Annotated in this window: 12 protein-coding genes; 8 read left to right on the top strand and 4 right to left on the bottom strand. The window is 71.0% G+C overall.

Annotation, left to right across the window (positions count from 1 at the left end):
- Positions 1-52 precede the first annotated feature (52 nt).
- The 5 genes from dnaE to ACFSL2_RS07660 all read left to right on the top strand — a co-directional run bounded on the left by dnaE (position 53) and on the right by ACFSL2_RS07660 (position 6,924).
- Entirely contained in the window at positions 53-3,604 is a 3,552-nt protein-coding gene (gene dnaE, locus ACFSL2_RS07680) for a DNA polymerase III subunit alpha (protein ID WP_377197283.1), read from the top strand.
- Entirely contained in the window at positions 3,601-4,116 is a 516-nt protein-coding gene (locus tag ACFSL2_RS07675; protein WP_377197282.1) for an NUDIX hydrolase, read from the top strand. Before dnaE ends, ACFSL2_RS07675 begins: the two co-directional genes overlap by 4 nt.
- A gap of 170 nt (positions 4,117-4,286) precedes the next feature.
- Complete coding sequence (locus tag ACFSL2_RS07670) at positions 4,287-5,108, top strand: hypothetical protein (RefSeq protein ID WP_377197281.1); 822 nt, start codon at positions 4,287-4,289, stop codon at positions 5,106-5,108.
- The gene (locus tag ACFSL2_RS07665; protein ID WP_377197280.1) at positions 5,105-6,271 is read left to right on the top strand and encodes a sensor histidine kinase; all 1,167 of its coding nucleotides are present in this window, start codon (positions 5,105-5,107) and stop codon (positions 6,269-6,271) included. Before ACFSL2_RS07670 ends, ACFSL2_RS07665 begins: the two co-directional genes overlap by 4 nt.
- Positions 6,268-6,924: a response regulator gene (locus ACFSL2_RS07660; RefSeq protein WP_377197279.1), complete on the top strand. Its 657-nt coding sequence runs from the start codon at positions 6,268-6,270 to the stop codon at positions 6,922-6,924. The genes ACFSL2_RS07665 and ACFSL2_RS07660 overlap by 4 nt, the downstream gene beginning before the upstream one ends.
- 31 nt (positions 6,925-6,955) lie before the next feature.
- Here the strand turns inward: ACFSL2_RS07660 and ACFSL2_RS07655 are convergent, their stop codons facing one another.
- The 3 genes from ACFSL2_RS07655 to hisD all read right to left on the bottom strand — a co-directional run bounded on the left by ACFSL2_RS07655 (position 6,956) and on the right by hisD (position 13,736).
- The gene (locus ACFSL2_RS07655; protein ID WP_377197278.1) at positions 6,956-7,621 is read right to left on the bottom strand and encodes a hypothetical protein; all 666 of its coding nucleotides are present in this window, start codon (positions 7,619-7,621) and stop codon (positions 6,956-6,958) included.
- A gap of 74 nt (positions 7,622-7,695) precedes the next feature.
- On the bottom strand, positions 7,696-12,072 hold the full coding sequence (locus tag ACFSL2_RS07650) for a S8 family serine peptidase (RefSeq protein WP_377197277.1): 4,377 nt from the start codon (positions 12,070-12,072) through the stop codon (positions 7,696-7,698).
- Positions 12,073-12,410: 338 nt separating this feature from the next.
- On the bottom strand, positions 12,411-13,736 hold the full coding sequence (hisD, locus tag ACFSL2_RS07645) for a histidinol dehydrogenase (RefSeq protein ID WP_377197276.1): 1,326 nt from the start codon (positions 13,734-13,736) through the stop codon (positions 12,411-12,413).
- 36 nt (positions 13,737-13,772) lie between these two features.
- Between hisD and ACFSL2_RS07640 the strand changes: the two genes are divergently transcribed.
- Positions 13,773-14,024, top strand: a complete 252-nt coding sequence (locus ACFSL2_RS07640) for an RNA-binding S4 domain-containing protein (protein ID WP_377197275.1) — start codon at positions 13,773-13,775, stop codon at positions 14,022-14,024.
- A 30-nt stretch (positions 14,025-14,054) separates the two neighbouring features.
- On the opposite strand, the gene ACFSL2_RS07635 is transcribed toward ACFSL2_RS07640, so the two are convergent.
- Positions 14,055-14,459, bottom strand: coding sequence for a pyridoxamine 5'-phosphate oxidase family protein (locus tag ACFSL2_RS07635; RefSeq protein ID WP_377197274.1), 405 nt, complete (start codon positions 14,457-14,459; stop codon positions 14,055-14,057).
- A gap of 92 nt (positions 14,460-14,551) precedes the next feature.
- On the opposite strand from ACFSL2_RS07635, the gene ACFSL2_RS07630 reads away from it, so the two are divergent.
- On the top strand, positions 14,552-15,877 hold the full coding sequence (locus ACFSL2_RS07630) for a carbohydrate-binding protein (RefSeq protein ID WP_377197273.1): 1,326 nt from the start codon (positions 14,552-14,554) through the stop codon (positions 15,875-15,877).
- A 110-nt stretch (positions 15,878-15,987) separates the two neighbouring features.
- Positions 15,988-16,614: a TetR/AcrR family transcriptional regulator gene (locus ACFSL2_RS07625; RefSeq protein ID WP_377197272.1), complete on the top strand. Its 627-nt coding sequence runs from the start codon at positions 15,988-15,990 to the stop codon at positions 16,612-16,614.
- The last annotated feature ends 24 nt before the right edge of the window (positions 16,615-16,638 follow it).

The following is a 16,638-nucleotide window of genomic DNA, read 5'->3' as shown; positions in this document are numbered from 1 at the left end:
CCGCTCGGCGTTGCTGGGCGAGAGTGTCGGTGGCTCGATCTAAACTCGCCGCATGCCCACCGCCACCGCTTCGAAGAGCGACGACTTCGTCCACCTCCACGTCCACACCGAGTTCTCGATGCTGGACGGCGCGGCGAGGATCGGCGACCTCATGGAGGAGGTCGGGCGGCAGGGACAGAAGGCCATCGCGACGACCGACCACGGGTATCTGTTCGGGGCGCACGAGTTCTGGGCGCAGGCGCAGAAGGCGGGCATCAAGCCGATCATCGGCGTCGAGGCCTACGTCACGCCGGGCACCAGCCGGTTCGACCAGACGCGCGTGCGGTACGGCGAGGCAGGCCAGGAGTCCGACGACGTCTCGGCGCGTGGTGCGTACACCCACATGACGCTGCTGAGCAAGAACAACACCGGCATGCACAACCTGTTCCGGGCGTCGTCCCTCGCCTCCCTCGAAGGCCAGATGGGCAAGTGGCCCCGCATGGACAGGGACCTGCTCGAGAAGTACTCCGACGGCCTCATCGGGACCACCGGCTGCCCCTCCAGCGAGATCCAGGTGCGGCTGCGCCTGGGCCAGTGGGACGAGGCGGTCCGGCAGGCGGGCGAGCTGCAGGAGATCTTCGGCAAGGAGAACTACTTCGTCGAGCTCATGGACCACGGGCTCGACATCGAGACGCGCGTGACCAAGCAGCTCATCGAGCTGAGCAAGACGATCGGCGCTCCGCTGGTGGCCACCAACGACCTGCACTACGTGCGGGAGGAGGACGCGACCAGCCAGGAGGCGCTGCTCGCGATCAACTCCGGGTCCACCCTGGACGACCCGAACCGTTTCCGGTTCGGCGGCACGGGCTACTACGTGAAGTCGGCCGCCGAGATGCGGCAGATCTTCAAGGAGTTCCCCGAGGCGTGCGACAACACGCTGCTCATCGCCGAGCAGTGCGAGGTCTCGTTCAACGACCAGGCGAACTACATGCCGCGCTTCCCCGTGCCGGAGGGGGAGGACGAGATCTCGTGGTTCATCAAGGAGGTCGAGGCGGGGCTGCGCCGGCGCTACCCGAACGGGTACTCCGACGACGTGCGCAAGCAGGCCGACTACGAGGTCGAGATCATCATCCAGATGGGCTTCCCGGGGTACTTCCTCGTGGTCGCCGACTTCATCAACTGGTCCAAGCAGCAGGGCATCCGGGTGGGCCCGGGGCGCGGGTCGGCCGCCGGGTCGATGGTGTCCTACCTGATGGGCATCACCGAGCTGGACCCACTGGAGCACGGCCTCATCTTCGAGCGCTTCCTCAACCCGGAGCGCGTCTCCATGCCCGACGTCGACGTGGACTTCGACGAGCGCCGGCGCGGTGAGGCCATCAAGTACGTCACGGAGAAGTACGGCGACGACCGCGTGGCGATGATCGTCACCTACGGCACCATCAAGGCCAAGCAGGCCGTCAAGGACTCCGCGCGGCTGCTCGGCTTCCCCTTCGCGATGGGGGAGAAGCTCACCAAGGCGATGCCGCCCGCCGTCATGGGCAAGGACATCCCGCTGTCGGGCATCTTCGACCCGAAGCACGAGCGGTACTCGGAGGCGTCGGAGTTCCGCCAGGTGCACGACACCGACCCCGAGGCGCAGCGCGTCGTCGAGCTCGCGCGCGGCATCGAGGGCCTGAAGCGGCAGTGGGGCGTGCACGCGGCCGGCGTCATCATGTCGAGCGACCCGCTGATCGACATCATCCCGATCATGAAGCGCCCGCAGGACGGCGCGATCATCACGCAGTTCGACTACCCGACGTCCGAGGGCCTCGGCCTGATCAAGATGGACTTCCTGGGGCTGCGTAACCTCACGATCCTCGACGACGCGCTCGAGAACATCGTGATGAACGGCAAGGACCCGGTCGACATCGAGCACGTGGAGCTCGACGACAAGGCCACCTACGACCTGCTCGCCAGCGGCAACACCCTCGGCGTGTTCCAGCTCGACGGCGGCGCCATGCGCTCCCTGCTGCGCCAGATGCGGCCCGACAGCTTCGAGGACGTGTCCGCCGTCATCGCCCTGTACCGGCCCGGGCCGATGGGCATGAACTCGCACATCAACTACGCCCTGCGCAAGAACGGGCAGCAGAAGATCGAGGCAATCCACCCCGAGGTCGTCGAGCCGTTCGCGGAGATCCTGGACGAGACGTACGGCCTGATCGTCTACCAGGAGCAGGTGCAGCGCGCCGCCCAGATCATGGCCGGCTACTCGCTCGGTCAGGCCGACCTGCTGCGCCGGGCCATGGGCAAGAAGAAGCCCGAGGTGCTGGCCAAGGAGTTCGTCAACTTCGAGAAGGGTGCCAAGGACAAGGGGTACAGCAACGCCGCGATCAAGGCGGTCTGGGACACCCTGGTCCCGTTCGCCGGGTACGCCTTCAACAAGGCGCACTCCGCCGGCTACGGCCTCGTCGCGTACTGGACCGCCTACCTCAAGGCGAACTACCCGGCCGAGTACATGGCGGGGCTCCTCCAGTCCGTGGGTGACAACAAGGACAAGATGGCGCTCTACCTCAACGAGTGCCGTCGCATGGGCATCACGGTGCTCCCGCCGGACGTCAACGACTCGTCGGCGAAGTTCACGGCCGTCGGGGGAGACATCCGCTTCGGCCTCACCGGTGTGCGGAACGTGGGCCGCAACGTCGTCGACGCGATCGTGGCGGCCCGTGAGGAGAACGGCGTCTACACGTCGTTCCAGGACTTCCTCGACAAGGTCCCCGCGCCCGTGTGCAACAAGCGCACCATCGAGTCGCTCATCAAGGCGGGGGCGTTCGACTCGCTCGGGCACACGCGGCGCTCGCTGCTCGTGGTCCACGAGCAGGCCGTCGACTCCGTGATCAGCGTGAAGCGCAAGGAGGCCGAGGGCCAGTTCGACCTGTTCGCGGACTTCGGCGGAGCGGGTGACGACGAGGCGGGCATGGGCTTCTCGGTCGAGGTTCCGGACCTGCCGGACTGGGAGAAGAAGCAGAAGCTCCAGTTCGAGCGCGAGATGCTCGGGCTCTACGTGAGCGACCACCCGCTGTCCGGGCTGGAGCACGTGCTGCAGCGGGCCGCCGACACGTCGATCGCCTCCCTGATCGCCGACGAGCACCGGCCGGACAACTCCGTGGTGACGGTGGCCGGCCTGCTGACGTCGGTGCAGCGCAAGATGAGCAAGAACGGCAACCCGTGGGCCGCCGTGACCGTCGAGGACCTGGAGGGTGCCGTCGAGGTCATGTTCTTCGGCGAGACGTACCTCGCGTACTCGACGATGCTCGCGGAGGACCAGGTGGTGGTGCTGCGCGGCAAGGTGCGCCGCCGGGACGAGTCGATGCAGCTGCAGGCCATGGAGGTGGCGCTGCCCGACATCACCGTGGGCTCCGACTCGCCGCTGGCCGTGACCGTGCCGCACAGCCGGGCCGTCGAGCCCGTCATCGTGAAGCTGCGGGAGGTGCTCGCGACCCACCCCGGGTCGGCGGAGGTGCACGTCGTCGTGGCCGAGCCGGGAAAGAAGACCATGGTGCGTGCCTCGGACAGTCTCCGGGTGGAGAAGTCGCCCGCGTTGTTCGGTGACCTCAAGGCGCTGCTCGGCCAAGGCTGCCTGTCGTGAGTGAAGCGGTAGGTACCGAGACCGACAGGTACAGCGAGGGGGATCACGACCGCTTCTCGCTCGTGCCTGCCGCGTATCTCTACTTCCGGCGGGAGGGGCAGGTGCTGCTCCAGCTGCGGCAGGGCACCGGCTACCGCGACGGCTTCTGGGCGTGCGCCGCGGCCGGGCACGTCGAAGAGGGCGAGTCGGTGATCGACGCCGCCGTGCGGGAGGCCCACGAGGAGCTCGGCGTGGTCGTGGCGCCCGACGACGTGCGGCCGCTGACGGTGCTGCACCGGGGGGAGCCGGGCGGGCCCGCGATCGAGCAGCGCGTGGACTTCATGTTCGAGGTCACCCGCTGGACCGGTACGCCGACGATCCAGGAGCCCGAGAAGGCCGCGGAGCTGGCCTGGTTCCCGTTCGTCGGGCTCCCGGAACCGTTGGTCCCGCACGAGGCGGTGGTGCTGGGTGCCGTGCACGATGCCGGGCGGCACGGCACCGAGATGCCGCGTCTCCTGACCCTCGGGTTCTGACCACGCGCGCGACCGAGGTCCCGGTACGGCACGACCTGCGGTGGATGTGGGCGACGACCTTGGCGCACGACGCTGGAGCCATGACGTCGACCTCCCGCACTCCTCTCTCTCCTCTCCCTCCGACAGCGCGACGGGGGCGCCCCGGCGTCGCCGTCGCAGGTACGGCCGCCGTGGCCGTCGCCGCTTCCAGCACGGCACTGCTGCTCGGCCCGGCCGAGGACTACGCGCTGATCTTCCCGCCACCCTGGACCACGCTGGTCGCCGTCGTGCTCCTGCTCGCCTCGCTGCTCGCCGCCCGCTCCGCTCCTGGCGGCCGTGCCGAGGCGGTGCTCGGGTGGGCGGCCGCCGTCTTCTTCCTCGGCGGTTCCGGCGGCGTCGTCCTCGAGGCGTTCCGCGCGTTCTTCTGGGCGACCGGCATACCGGCAGGCGACTTCTCCCGTGTCGACTGGCCGGGAGCCGTCGCCCGGGCCATGAGCCTGGCCGCCGCTCTCGTCACCGTCCACCACACGTGGCGCCGCGCCGGCCTGCGGGTGCGTTCGACGGAGACGAGCTCCCGGACCCGGGCCGTGCTGGCCGGGGCGGCCACGGTCCTCGTCGTCCCGTACCCGTTGCTGAAGCTCGTGTGGTGGGCGCAGGCGCTCGCGAGCCCGACCCCCGCCGAACAGGGCATCTTTCCCGCGATGGAGCTGGCCGCCTTCGGGTCGGCGTTGCTCCTCGTGCTCCTGATGCTCTCGTCGCGCACACCACCCGTGCTCGGCCGGGCACTCGTGATCGGCGGCTGGGGGGCTTCGATGGCCCTGCTCAGCATGGGCTTCCTCATGGTCTTCGGTATGTTCGCGCAGCTGACCGGCCTCGCGGAGGGCGTGGTGCCCTTCTCCTCGGACCCGGCGACCCTGATGGTGTTGTGCGTCTACGGGACCTGGCTCATGCTCGGGGTGGTCGTGCTCGTCGCGACGCTCCAGCTGATGGACCGGCGCAGGAGGGCAGTGTGAACACCAGACCGACGGGCGGGGACGTGCTGATCGCCGGCGTCGCCGCAGTCGTCCTGTTCCCCCTCACCGTGCTGGTGGTGGTCACCTCGCTCCCGGGACCGCAGGCATGGATCGTGTCGGCGCTCGCGCTCGTCGCGCACGGTGCCCTCGCGTGGCGCCGCTCCCGGCCGCTGGCCTCGATGCTCCTCGTCGGTGCGGCGGTCGGCGGTCAGGTCGCGGTCACGGGACTGTTCTACCTGCTGCCCTCCACGCTGGTGCTCCCGATGAGCCTCTACGCCGCCGCGGCCTACGCCGGGCGGTGGCTGCCCCTCGCACTGGGTCTCGTCGGCTCGGCGCTCGCGGCCGTACGGCACGCGGTCGACCCGAGCGTCGTCGTCTCGGGGTTCGGGCCGACGTCGTGGCTGCTCTTTCTCCTGTTCGCAGCAGTGGTGACCTGCTCGTGGACGATGGGTCGCCTGCGTCGTGCGCAGCTCGTCGCTACCCGGCTCGCCGAGGAGCGTGCTGACGCCGAGCGCCGCGACCGGGCGCGGCGCGAGGAGCTCGCCGCAGCACAGGAACGTGGCCGCATCTCCCGTGACATGCACGACGTCCTCGCCCACTCGCTGTCGGCCATCATCGGGCAGGCCAGGGTGGCGCGGTTCGACGAGTCCCGGACCGCGCCGGCGCTCGCGACGATCGAGGAGACCGCGCGCGAGTCGCTCCACGAGATCCGGGGCATCCTGCGGCTGCTCCGGGACGGTGATGCGGATCCCCGGCCACAGCCCGGCCTCGCCGACCTCCCGGAGCTCGTCGACCGCGCACGATCGCTCGGCTGCGCTGTCACCGAGACGACGGACGGTGCGCCGCTGTCCGTGAGCGGCGCCGCCCAGGTGGCCGTCTACCGACTCGTCCAGGAGGCGATCACCAACGTGACCAAGCACGCATGTCCCGGAGCGGCAGTGGACCTGGCCCTGCGGTGGGGCGGCGACCACCTCACGGTGACGGTCGCGAACGACCGGGTCCGGACGCGGGCCGAGGCCGACGCGGGGATGGGTCTGACCGGCATGCGGGAACGGCTGCTGGCGGTCGGCGGCACCCTGGTCACGACCGACCCCGAGAGCTTCGGTGGCGGGCGGTTCGTCGTGACCGCGACGGTTCCCGCGCGGGCGGAGTCGGCGGCATGATCCGGGTGCTCGTGGTCGACGACCAGGATCTGGTGCGGGCGGGCGCCGTGGCGAGCGTCGGGGCGCAGCCGGACATGGAGGTCGTCGGCGAGGCCGCCACCGGCGTCGAAGCCGTGCACGAGGCGCTGCTCCACGTGCCCGACGTGGTGCTCATGGACATCCGGATGCCGCAGGTCGACGGCATCGATGCCACCCGCCAGATCCTCGGCCGGCATCCCGGCACCAGGGTTCTGGCGCTCACCACGTTCGACATCGACGAGTACGTCTTCGCCGCGCTCCGTGCCGGGGCGTCCGGGTTCCTGCTCAAGGACTCCTCGGTCGACGAGCTCGCCGCGGCGATCCGCGTGGTGCACCGGGGAGACTCGGTCCTGTCGCCGTCGACCACCAGCCGTCTGGTCGAGCTCATGCTCCCGGCGGTCCCCGACCCGGGGAGGCGAGCCGCCGCCGAGGCCGCCCTCACGGACCGCGAGGTCCAGATCGTGCGGCTCGTGGCGCAGGGCCTGAGCAACGCGGAGATCGGCGGCGAGGTCTTTCTGGCCGAGGCGACGGTCAAGACCCACGTCGGCCGGGTCCTGACCAAGCTCGGGCTGCGCGACCGGGTGCAGGTGGTGATCTGGGCCTACCAGAACGGTCTCGTCGGCACGGCGGGCTGACGTCCGGTACGGGGGTGGGCGCCCGGCCCCATCACGGAGCGCCCTCCTGATCCGGTGCGTGGTCCCGCGCCTGCCGGGAGGTGAGCGCGAGTGCCGCCAGGGGCAGGCCTCCGAGGAGCAGCACCAGGGCTCCGACGAGCGGTCGGGGGACCCCGCTGAAGAGTGCCGGCCCTGCTGCGAGCACGCTCATCGCGGCGATCCACAGGGCGACTCCGTAGCGGTTCTTCCGGACGAGCAGGAATGCTACGCCGCGCCCGGCGTGAGCAGCGCTCGCCCGTTCGGTGCTGCCCTCTTCCTCGGCCAGGGTCCCGTCGGGCGAGCGCACGTTCCGGCGGGCGGTGACCCCGCTGAGCAGGAACGTCGCACCCGTCCACAACATTAGTTCTGGAAGGTGTCCCACGGAGTGGGGGGCGACGATCAGCAGGACAGCAGCGGCCGTTGTCGCGGTACCGCCGCCGGCAGCGATCCTGAGCCCCAGCCGCAACCCCGTGGCACGCTTCTCGGCGCTGCTGCGTGGCGGCGTCCGACGGTCCAGCCCCCAGGCGATGAGGGCGATCGGAAGGCAGCCGAGGAAGCACACGGCCGACGCGATCAGGAGACGGTCGACGGCCGCGAGTACGAGCGCGGCAGCGATCGTCCCCGTGGTGACGGCCCAGAGGGCCACCGTGAGCCCACGTGCGGTGACTCGGTCGTTCATGGGTCCCCCAGGAGAGACAGGAAGGAGGGCGCCTGCCGAGTTCCGGCAGGCGCCCTCCTGCGTGGGCCGTCAGGTCAGCAGGCGCCCGCGTCCTGCCACGGACCCCATGCGGCGCCCGGTTCCTGGTTGCGGGTCCACCACTGCGCCTGCCAGAGGCGGCCGTCGTGGACTACCGTCTCGCCACCCGTGTAGATCCACGAGCTGGTCCAGGCCTGGTAGGTGTCCGACTCGCAGACGACCTCGGCGCCGACCTCGGCCCACGGGCCCCATGGCGAGGCACCCGGGCGATCGCCCTTGCTCCACCACTGGGCCACGTAGACCGCGCCGTCGTACGACACCGAGTCGCCGGCCCGGTAGGTGGTCCGTGCCTCCCACGCGGGCGCTGCCACGCCGGTGACGGTGACGTCGGCCGACACGACGACGGGCGCCGCGTACGGGTCGGACGTGATGTGCTCGGCGGAGTTGGTGTACGTGCCGGTGGTGGCGTCCTGATCCACCGTGACGTCGTACGAGAGCTCGACCGGGTCGAGGCTCGGCCCGGCGTAGTCGAGGCAGATGCTGCCGCCGTCGGCCAGCGCCTCGGTCGGGTCGCCCGCGTTCACGACGGCGGTGCCGAGCGTGCCCGCGAGGTTCTCGATCCCGATGGTGGCCGAGGCCGGCAGGGTGCCGACGGTGCCGTACTCGAAGGTGATCTCCGGCCGGTCGTCCGACACCGAGTTGTAGATCCACGTCTGGAACGTGCCCACGGAGTTGGACGGGTCGGTCGGGTCAGCCCCGAACTCGAACGGGTCGTCCCACTGGACCACGGCGACCTCGCCGCCGGAGGTCGCCAGCCGCACGCCGCGGTCGTTGGCCAGCGACAGCTCCAGGTCGGACCACAGCGGCGCGATGACACCGTTCGGTCCGGCGGTGGCCGGGACCTCCTGGGGCACCCAGGGGCTGCCGGTGTAGCCACCGGCGACGGTGATCAGGCCGTCCTCGGAGACGGTGAGGTGCGGCGACTGCTCGCCGTAGTGCGGGAACGGCCCAATGTTCGGGAACGCGTTGACGGCGGCGCTGTCCCCGTCGAGCGAGCTGAAGCCGACGCCGGCCTCGCCCAGGTCGAGGAACCCGGACCATGCCGCGCACTGCGGGTCCGTCTCCGGCGTCGACGCCTCGTAGGCACCCGCCACGCCCACCGGGGTGGGCAGGTCGACCTCCCACGTGATGGTCTGCCCGTCGACCACGCCGCCGCCGGTCACCGACTCGGGGTCGATGCTCAGCCCGTCGGGCACCGTGTCGGTGATCGTGTAGGTCAGGTCCTCCGGCGTCACGTTGGGCTCGACGGTCAGGTCGTACCCGATGGTGTCGCCGATCCCCGCGGCGTCCGTGGACGCGGTCTTGGTTACGTCGTCGGCCACGCGGGACAGGCGGACCGGGATCTCCCCGATGTCGCCAGGGCTGTCCGGCGAGGTGCCGAGCACCGCGGTGCCGAAGTACAGGTCACCCTCGGCGGCGTCGGGCAGGTCCCAGTGCACGCGCACGTCGTACGGCTCGCCGGCGGGCACGGAGCCCTCCGGACCGGCCACGCCCGCGTTGCCGAGGTCCTCGGCCGGGACGACGGCGGTCGCCAGCACGTGCTCGTCCGGCTGGTCCTCGCTGCCGCCCCAGTTCTGGATCAGCACCCACCAGGTCCCGGCGTCCGGGTCGGGGATGTCGCAGGCCTCTGCCGAGGCCGACGTGGTGGAGGCACAGACCTGGGTCGCCGCGCTCGGCGTGTCCCCGGTGCCCACGAACATGTCGAGGTCGGGCGCCTCGGCGTCGGTGATCTCGGCGACGAGCCGCGCCGCGCCGTCGGGCACCTCCAGCGTGGTGACGTCGACCTGGCTCAGGTCGTCGTACGGCGTGTCGTTGGTCGGGTCCTGGCTGAGCGAGCCCTCGTGCAGGTCGGCCTCGACCAGGCCGCGGACCGATCCAGTGAAGTCGGTGACCTCGATGGAGCTGAGGTCGGTCACGGCCTGCGAGCCGGCGTCGCGGCGGGTGGTGATGTCCACCTCGGCGGGCAGGATCGCGACGGCCGGGACGACGGCGACCGGCAGGGTCACGACGGGAACGTCCGGGTTGCTCGGGGTGAGCGTGACACGCCCGAACAGCGTCTCGCCCTCGGGGGCGGCCACGACGTCGGCCGAGACGGCGAGGTCGAGCGAGTCACCCGGCGACACGGCGGTCTCGGCCATGTCCACCGACACCGTCAGGCCCTCGTCGGACTCCACCGAAGCGGTCCAGGTGACGTCCGCGGGGGCGGACGGCGGAACCTGCGCCGTGCGCTCCCACGAGCACGTGGCCAGGCACTGGCTGTCCGCGAAGGACGGCAGGTTGAGCGTCTTGGGGTCGCCGCCCGCCTCCGGGTCGGCGGCCAGGTAGTTGGCGTGGGTCTCGTCGAACAGCAGGCCCGCCTGCGCGGCGAGCCCGATGTCCATGTGGCCGCTGCCCTGCTCGTACGGGGTGGCGGGGGAGCCGTCGAAGTCCACCACGCTGGTGCGCGCCGTGGTCATGAGCGCCGACTGCTGCTGCGCGGGGCTCCAGTCGGGACGGGCCTGTGTGAGCAGGGCCCCCGCGCCGGCCACGTGCGGGCTCGACATCGAGGTGCCCGAGATGATGCCGTACTCGACGTGGTCGTACGCGCCGTCGGCCACGCCGTAGGCGGCGAGGATGTCGACGCCGGGCGCGGTGATGGACGGCACGATCGTGTCGACCGCCCGGTTGGGGCCGCGCGACGAGAAGCTGGACATGGTGTCGCCGAGGGCGTCGTCCTGCGTGAACGTGGTGCCCGTGATGGCGGCGGTGTGGGCGGAGCCCTCGGCCAGCCAGTTCTTCAGCGTCTCGCCGTCGTCGTACGAGAGGAACACGCCGGGGACGGCGAACGCGTCGCCGAGCACGGAGTCGCCGTTGACGTCGTCGTTCGCCAGGACGAAGCCGGCGGCGCCCTGCGCCGCGACGTTCTCCGACTTCGCGACACGGCCGTTGCCTCCGCGGTCACAGATCACGATCTTGTCGGCGAACGCCGTCTCGTGGCCCGACGCCGCGAGGCACTCGGGATCGTCGACGGAGCCCGCGTAGACGATCTCGGTGGCGGGCAGCGGGCCGGTCAGGGACTTGCCGGTGAGGTCGCCGAGGTCGCCCGCGCTGCTGGTCAGCCCGGTGAGGGTGTTGAAGGCGTGCCGGTTGTGCGTCGAGGCGCCGACCGACGTGAGCCAGGGCGCGTCGGCGGGGGAGCCGGTGGTGGCGAACCCGGGGCCGTCGTTGCCGTTGGACGTCGCGACGAAGATGCCCGCCGCGCGCGCGTTGAGGAAGCCGAGGGCGTCGAAGTCGTTCCACAGATCCGACGGGGAGGACGAGCCGATCGAGTAGTTGATCACGTCGACACCGTCGGCGATGGCCTGGTCGATCGACGCGGTCAGGCCGGCGGTGGTGCAGCAGCCGCGGTAGCTGATCACGTTCGCGTGCGGGGCCACACCGGAGATGTCGAACGTCGGCGGGTTCGTGCCCTCGGGGGCGCTCGGGGTCACGTCGTGGACCACACCGCCGCCCGACGTCGAGGCCGTGTGCGAGCCGTGGCCGTCCTCGTCCAGGGCGCTCCGGTCGTCGGCGGTCAGGAACCCGTAGGCGCCGATCAGCTTGCCGTTGCACGGGAAGTCCGGGTCGTACTGGTCGGTGTTCGCCGGGTCGCACGCGCCCAGGTAGTTGCCCGCGCCGAGCGGGTTGGTGTGCGTGTAGCCGTCGTCGCCGGTCTCGGCGAACGACGGGCTGCTCGGGTGGATGCCGGTGTCGATGGTGCCGATGACGACGCCCTCGCCCTGGTAGTCCTCCGGCAGGCCGAGCTCCTCGACGGCGTTCCACAGGGCGTCCGCGTTGCTCCAGGCCGGGCCGGAGTCCGTGTGCAGCTCGTGCTCCTTGTCGAGCGCGATGTGCTCGACGGCCGGGTCCTTGGCGATCTCCGCGGCCTCCTGGGGTGTGAGGACGGCGGAGACACCGTTGACCGCGTACTGGTACGTGAACGGCACCTCGACGTCGTGCCCCACCGTGCGCTCCATGCGAGTGACGAAGCCGTCCTGCTCCGCCTCGAGGAACTCGGTGTACTCACGCACGCGCGGCGTCGACGGGTCGAGCGTGCGGCCGGACCGGGGGGCCGTCGCGTCCAGGTCGTCGACACCGCCGTCGTAGGTGGGCACCGCGGCGTCGGACAGCCGGATCAGGTAGGTGCGTTCTGCCTTCCCGCGCCCCAACGCCAGCTTCTGCATGGCCGGCGTGCGCTCGACGCCTGGCTCCGGCGTGGTCTCGGCCGGCACGAGGTTCTCGGCGAGGACGTCCCGCGGTTCGACCTTGTCCGCTGCGGGTGGGGCGGCGGGCACGGCGACGGCCGCCGGCGCGGCTACTGCCGCTAATGCCGTGACGGCCGCTATGACGAGCATGGACGTTCTGGACCGGTGAGACATCGACGGCTCCCTCGATACGGCAGCGATGGAACGAACTCGAGCAGGTGCTCGCTATTCCTCGCGCACGTCAGGAGGCTGTGTCAATGATTTCGTCCAGGATTCACCCGATATGGGATCCGCCGCCGTGGATCCGCCGCCGTGACCGATCCGCCCTGGAGCCGGCGCTCCGCCGTCTGCCGGCCGCCGACCCCCTTCGAGGCCTAAGCTGCTTCGCTTTGACGGGTCCCAGAGCGAAGTAACTTAGGCCTCGAAGGAGATCGGAGCTGCCGGGACAGCAGAGATCAGTGGAAGCAGAGGTCAAGTGGAAGCAGGGGTCAGTGGAAGCGGCCCCGTACCGCCTCACCGTGCGCCGGGAGGTCCTCGTCGTTGGCCACCGCGACGATGCGGTCGGCCAGCTCCTCGAGGGCGTCGCGCGTGTACTCGACCTGCTGCACCGACTTCAGGAAGCTGTGCACACCCAGGCCGCTCGCGAAGTGCGCGGTGCCCCCGGTGGGCAGCACGTGGTTGGACCCGGCCATGTAGTCGCCCAGCGACACCGGCGACCACGGCCCGACGAAGATCGCGCCCGCGCTGTGCACGCGGGAGGCGACCCGGGCGGCGTCGGCCGTCTGGACCTCGAGGTGCTCCGCGCCGTAGGCGTTGACGACCGCCACGCCGGCGGCCACGTCGTCCACCAGGACGATCGCGGACTGCGGACCCTCCAGGGCGCGGGCCACCCGCGTGGAGTGCTTGGTCGCGGACGCGAGGTCCTGCACGCGGGCCTCGACCGCGGACGCCAGCTCGGCCGAGTCGGTGACCAGCACCGACGCGGCCATCGGGTCGTGCTCCGCCTGGCTGATCAGGTCGAGGGCCACGTGCCCCGCGTCGGCGGTGGCGTCGGCCAGGACGGCGATCTCGGTGGGCCCGGCCTCCGCGTCGATGCCGACGATGCCGCGCACCAGCCGCTTCGCCGCGGCGACGTACACGTTGCCGGGGCCGGTGATGACGTCGACCGGCTCGCACAGGGTGTCGCCGTCCTGCTCCTGGCTGCCGGCTGCCCCGTAGGCGAACATCGCCACGGCCTGCGCGCCGCCGACGGCGTAGACCTCGTCCACACCGAGCAGCGCGCACGCGGCGAGGATGGTCGGGTGCGGCAGTCCGCCGTTGTCCTTCTGCGGCGGCGAGGCGACGGCGAGACCGGGCACCCCCGCCTCCTGCGCCGCGACGACGTTCATGACCACCGACGACGGGTATACCGCCAGCCCGCCGGGCGCGTACAGGCCGACCCGCTGGACGGGGATCCAGCGCTGGCGCACGACGGCGCCCGGCGCGAGGTCGGTCACGTGGTCGGCGGGGAGCTGCTCGGCGTGCACGCGGCGGACCCGGCGGATCGACTCCTCCAGGCCGCGGCGGACGAGCGGGGTGAGGCTGTCCAGCGCGTCGGTCAGCGCGGCGGCAGGGACTCGCAGGTGCTCGGGCGCTACCCCGTCGAACCGCAGCGCGATCTCGCGCAGCGCGGCGGCGCCGCCCTCGCGGACCTGGCGCAGGAGCGGCTCGACCGCATGGACGGCCTCGTCCACTCCGACCTCGGCACGGGGTAGGACGTCGAGGAGCGCGCGGCGGCCGAGGGCTTGGCCGCGCAGATCGATGCGTTGGATCACGTTGCCAGTCTATGGCGGCGGGCGAGGGACAATGCTGTGGTGTCCAACTCTGCTTTCGAATCCGACTCCGTACCCGAGGTCCCGATCCGGGACGACGTCATCCGGCTGGGCCAGTTCCTCAAGCTCGCCGACCTCGCCGAGGACGGTGCGCAGGCCCGTGACCTCATCGCCGACGGTGAGGTGCGGGTCAACGGCGACGTCGAGACCCGCCGCGGCCGTCAGCTCGTCCGTGGCGACGTGGTGAGCGTCTCGGTCCCGACGGGCGAGGCGTCCGCCCAGGTGGGCTGACCGCCGCCGCGGCGGTCGGGTGGTGGAGGGTCAGGACGCCATGTAGGTCGAGGCCATCACCTTGTCGACCGTCACGCGCAGCACCACGCGCTCCGGGTTCGGCTCCAGCTGCCGGTAGCGGCGCGCGTACCGCGCGACGGCCTCGGCGATCTCTGCCTCGTCCGAGCTGACGGCGATGGTGCCCTCCAGCGTGATCCAGCGGCCGCCCGCCACCTGGCAGATCGCGGCGCGCGGGGCACCGCCGTCGGGCAGCGGGCCCGCGTTGCGGGCCTTGAACGACGTGCGGTTCGTCGTGATCCGCGCGACTCCGGCGTCGGCGTCCCAGGTGAAGGCGACGGGGACCACGTGCGGGGATCCGTCGGGGCGCAGGGTGGTGAGGGTCGCGAGGTGGCGCTCGGTGACGAAGACGAGCTGCTCAGGGTTGAGTCGGATCACCACGCGAGTCTAGGTGTGGGTTCCCCGTATTCCCCGCCGCGCGGTATTTGGCTAGCGTCCTGACAAATGCCCGTTGCCCCGAAGGAGTGGCCATGAGACGCCGTACATCGTTCGTGGCGGCAGGAGTCGCCGCCCTGCTCGTCACCGGACTGTCGATACCGGCCGTGGTCGCGTACACCGGGCCGGTGGCCCTGGCTGCTGCCGCGAACTGCACCGCGCCGACCTGGGCCGAGGGCAGCGCGTATGCCGCCGGCGACCACGTGGTCCACCTCGGCCGCGGCTACACCGCGCTCGTCGGCCACACCGCGCACGTCGGTGCCGGCTGGACGCCGGACGCCACGCCGAGCCTGTGGACCGACGACGGCGCGTGCGCCACCGAGCCGGACCCGGACCCCACCGATCCGACGCCGGACCCCGAGCCGGACCCCACCGACCCGACGCCGGACCCCGAGCCCACGCCGACCGACTGCAGCCAGCGGCCGCGCCCGTCGGGCAAGGTGCTGCAGGGCTACTGGGAGAACTGGGACGGCGCGAGCAACGGCGTGCATCCCGGGATGGGCTGGATCCCGGTGACGGACACCCGCATCACACAGCACGGGTACAACGTGGCGACGCTGGCGTTCCCCGTGATCCTGCCGGACGGCACGGTCCGGTGGGAGGACGGCATGGACTCCGGCGTGCGGGTGCCGTCGCCGGAGGAGATGTGCGCGGCGAAGGAGAGCGGCCTCACGATCCTGATGTCGATCGGCGGTGCCACCGCCGGGATCGACCTCTCGTCGCAGGCCGTCGCGGACCGGTTCGTCGAGACGATCGTGCCGATCCTGCGGGAGTACAACTTCGACGGGATCGACATCGACATCGAGACCGGCCTGACGGGCAGCGGCTCGATCACGCAGCTGTCGACCTCGCAGGCCAACCTGATGCGGATCATCGACGGTGTGCTCGCCGGGATGCCGGACGGGTTCGGGCTGACGATGGCGCCGGAGACGGCCTACGTGACCGGCGGCAGCGTCGTCTACGGCTCGATCTGGGGCTCGTACCTGCCCATCATCAAGAAGTACGCCGACAACGGCCGGCTCTGGTGGCTCAACATGCAGTACTACAACGGCAGCATGTACGACTGCTCCGGAAACTCCTATGCGGCGGGCACGGTCGAGGGGTTCCGGGCGCAGACCGACTGCCTGGACGACGGGCTCGTCATCCAGGGCACCACGATCCGGGTGCCGTACGAGAAGCAGGTGCCGGGCCTGCCTGCCCAGGTGGGCGCGGGTGGCGGGTACCTGGAACCGGCGCTCGTGTCGCAGGCGTACGGGTCGTACGGCGGGGCGCTCAAGGGACTCATGACCTGGTCGATCAACTGGGACGGCTCGCGTGGCTGGACCTTCGGCGACAACGTGAAGGCGCTGCAGGGCCGGTAGCCGCTGCCCGACGGCGGACGCACGGGCGTTCGCCGTCGGGCAGCGTGGCGACGTCGGCAGTTGAGAACATGTGACTGATCTGTTTTTATGGCCTCCGAAGGAGGCTCACCATGCCACGAGGGTTCACCGCCCAGGAGCGGGACCGCATCAGCCGGGCGCTGCTCGCCGCCGGCCGGGACCTGTTCACCACGCAGGGTCTGCGCAAGACCGCGCTGGAGGAGCTCGTCGCACCGGCCGGCATCGTGAAGAGCACGTTCTACCAGTTCTTCGACTCGAAGGAAGCGCTGTACCTCCAGCTCATGGTGGAGGAGGCGGGCGAGGTCAAGACGCAGGTCATCGACCGTGCGCTGCTGTCCACCGACGAGGTGCGCGAGGGACTGCTCCGATTCCTGCACGCCACCCTCGACGTGCTGGAGAACAACGCTCTGTGGCGGCGCCTCGTCACCCACCCCGAGGAGATGGCAGCGGTCGCGGCGCGCCTCGGCCCGGAGCACATGGCGGCGATGGGGGACACCAACCCCTCCACGGCCCTGCTGGACTACGTCCGGGACCGGCAGGCGCATGGAGACGTGGTCGGCGACGACCCCGCCGTCGCGGTCGGGGCCCTGCAGGCGGTCCTGCTGATCCCGCTGAACACCCAGTACCTCGCCTACCCCGGCGCCTACCGCCCGACGTTCGACCTGGTCGCCGACCTCGTCGCGACCGGGCTGACCACGCGACGAGGGGACCCGGCATGAGCACCGGCGCCCGCACCGAGACCG

It is taken from the genome of Promicromonospora aerolata (assembly GCF_042682255.1).
Taxonomy (GTDB): domain Bacteria; phylum Actinomycetota; class Actinomycetes; order Actinomycetales; family Cellulomonadaceae; genus Promicromonospora; species Promicromonospora aerolata.
This window is presented reverse-complemented; position numbering and strand designations above follow the sequence as displayed.

What these genes read in the sequence shown, in the direction of transcription:
- ACFSL2_RS07655 (WP_377197278.1), bottom strand. Translation starts at nt 7,621, where the DNA reads ATGAACGACCGAGTCACCGCACGTGGGCTCACGGTGGCCCTCTGGGCC.
- ACFSL2_RS07660 (WP_377197279.1), top strand. Translation starts at nt 6,268, where the DNA reads ATGATCCGGGTGCTCGTGGTCGACGACCAGGATCTGGTGCGGGCGGGC.
- ACFSL2_RS07650 (WP_377197277.1), bottom strand. Translation starts at nt 12,072, where the DNA reads ATGCTCGTCATAGCGGCCGTCACGGCATTAGCGGCAGTAGCCGCGCCG.
- ACFSL2_RS07630 (WP_377197273.1), top strand. Translation starts at nt 14,552, where the DNA reads ATGAGACGCCGTACATCGTTCGTGGCGGCAGGAGTCGCCGCCCTGCTC.
- ACFSL2_RS07625 (WP_377197272.1), top strand. Translation starts at nt 15,988, where the DNA reads ATGCCACGAGGGTTCACCGCCCAGGAGCGGGACCGCATCAGCCGGGCG.
- dnaE (WP_377197283.1), top strand. Translation starts at nt 53, where the DNA reads ATGCCCACCGCCACCGCTTCGAAGAGCGACGACTTCGTCCACCTCCAC.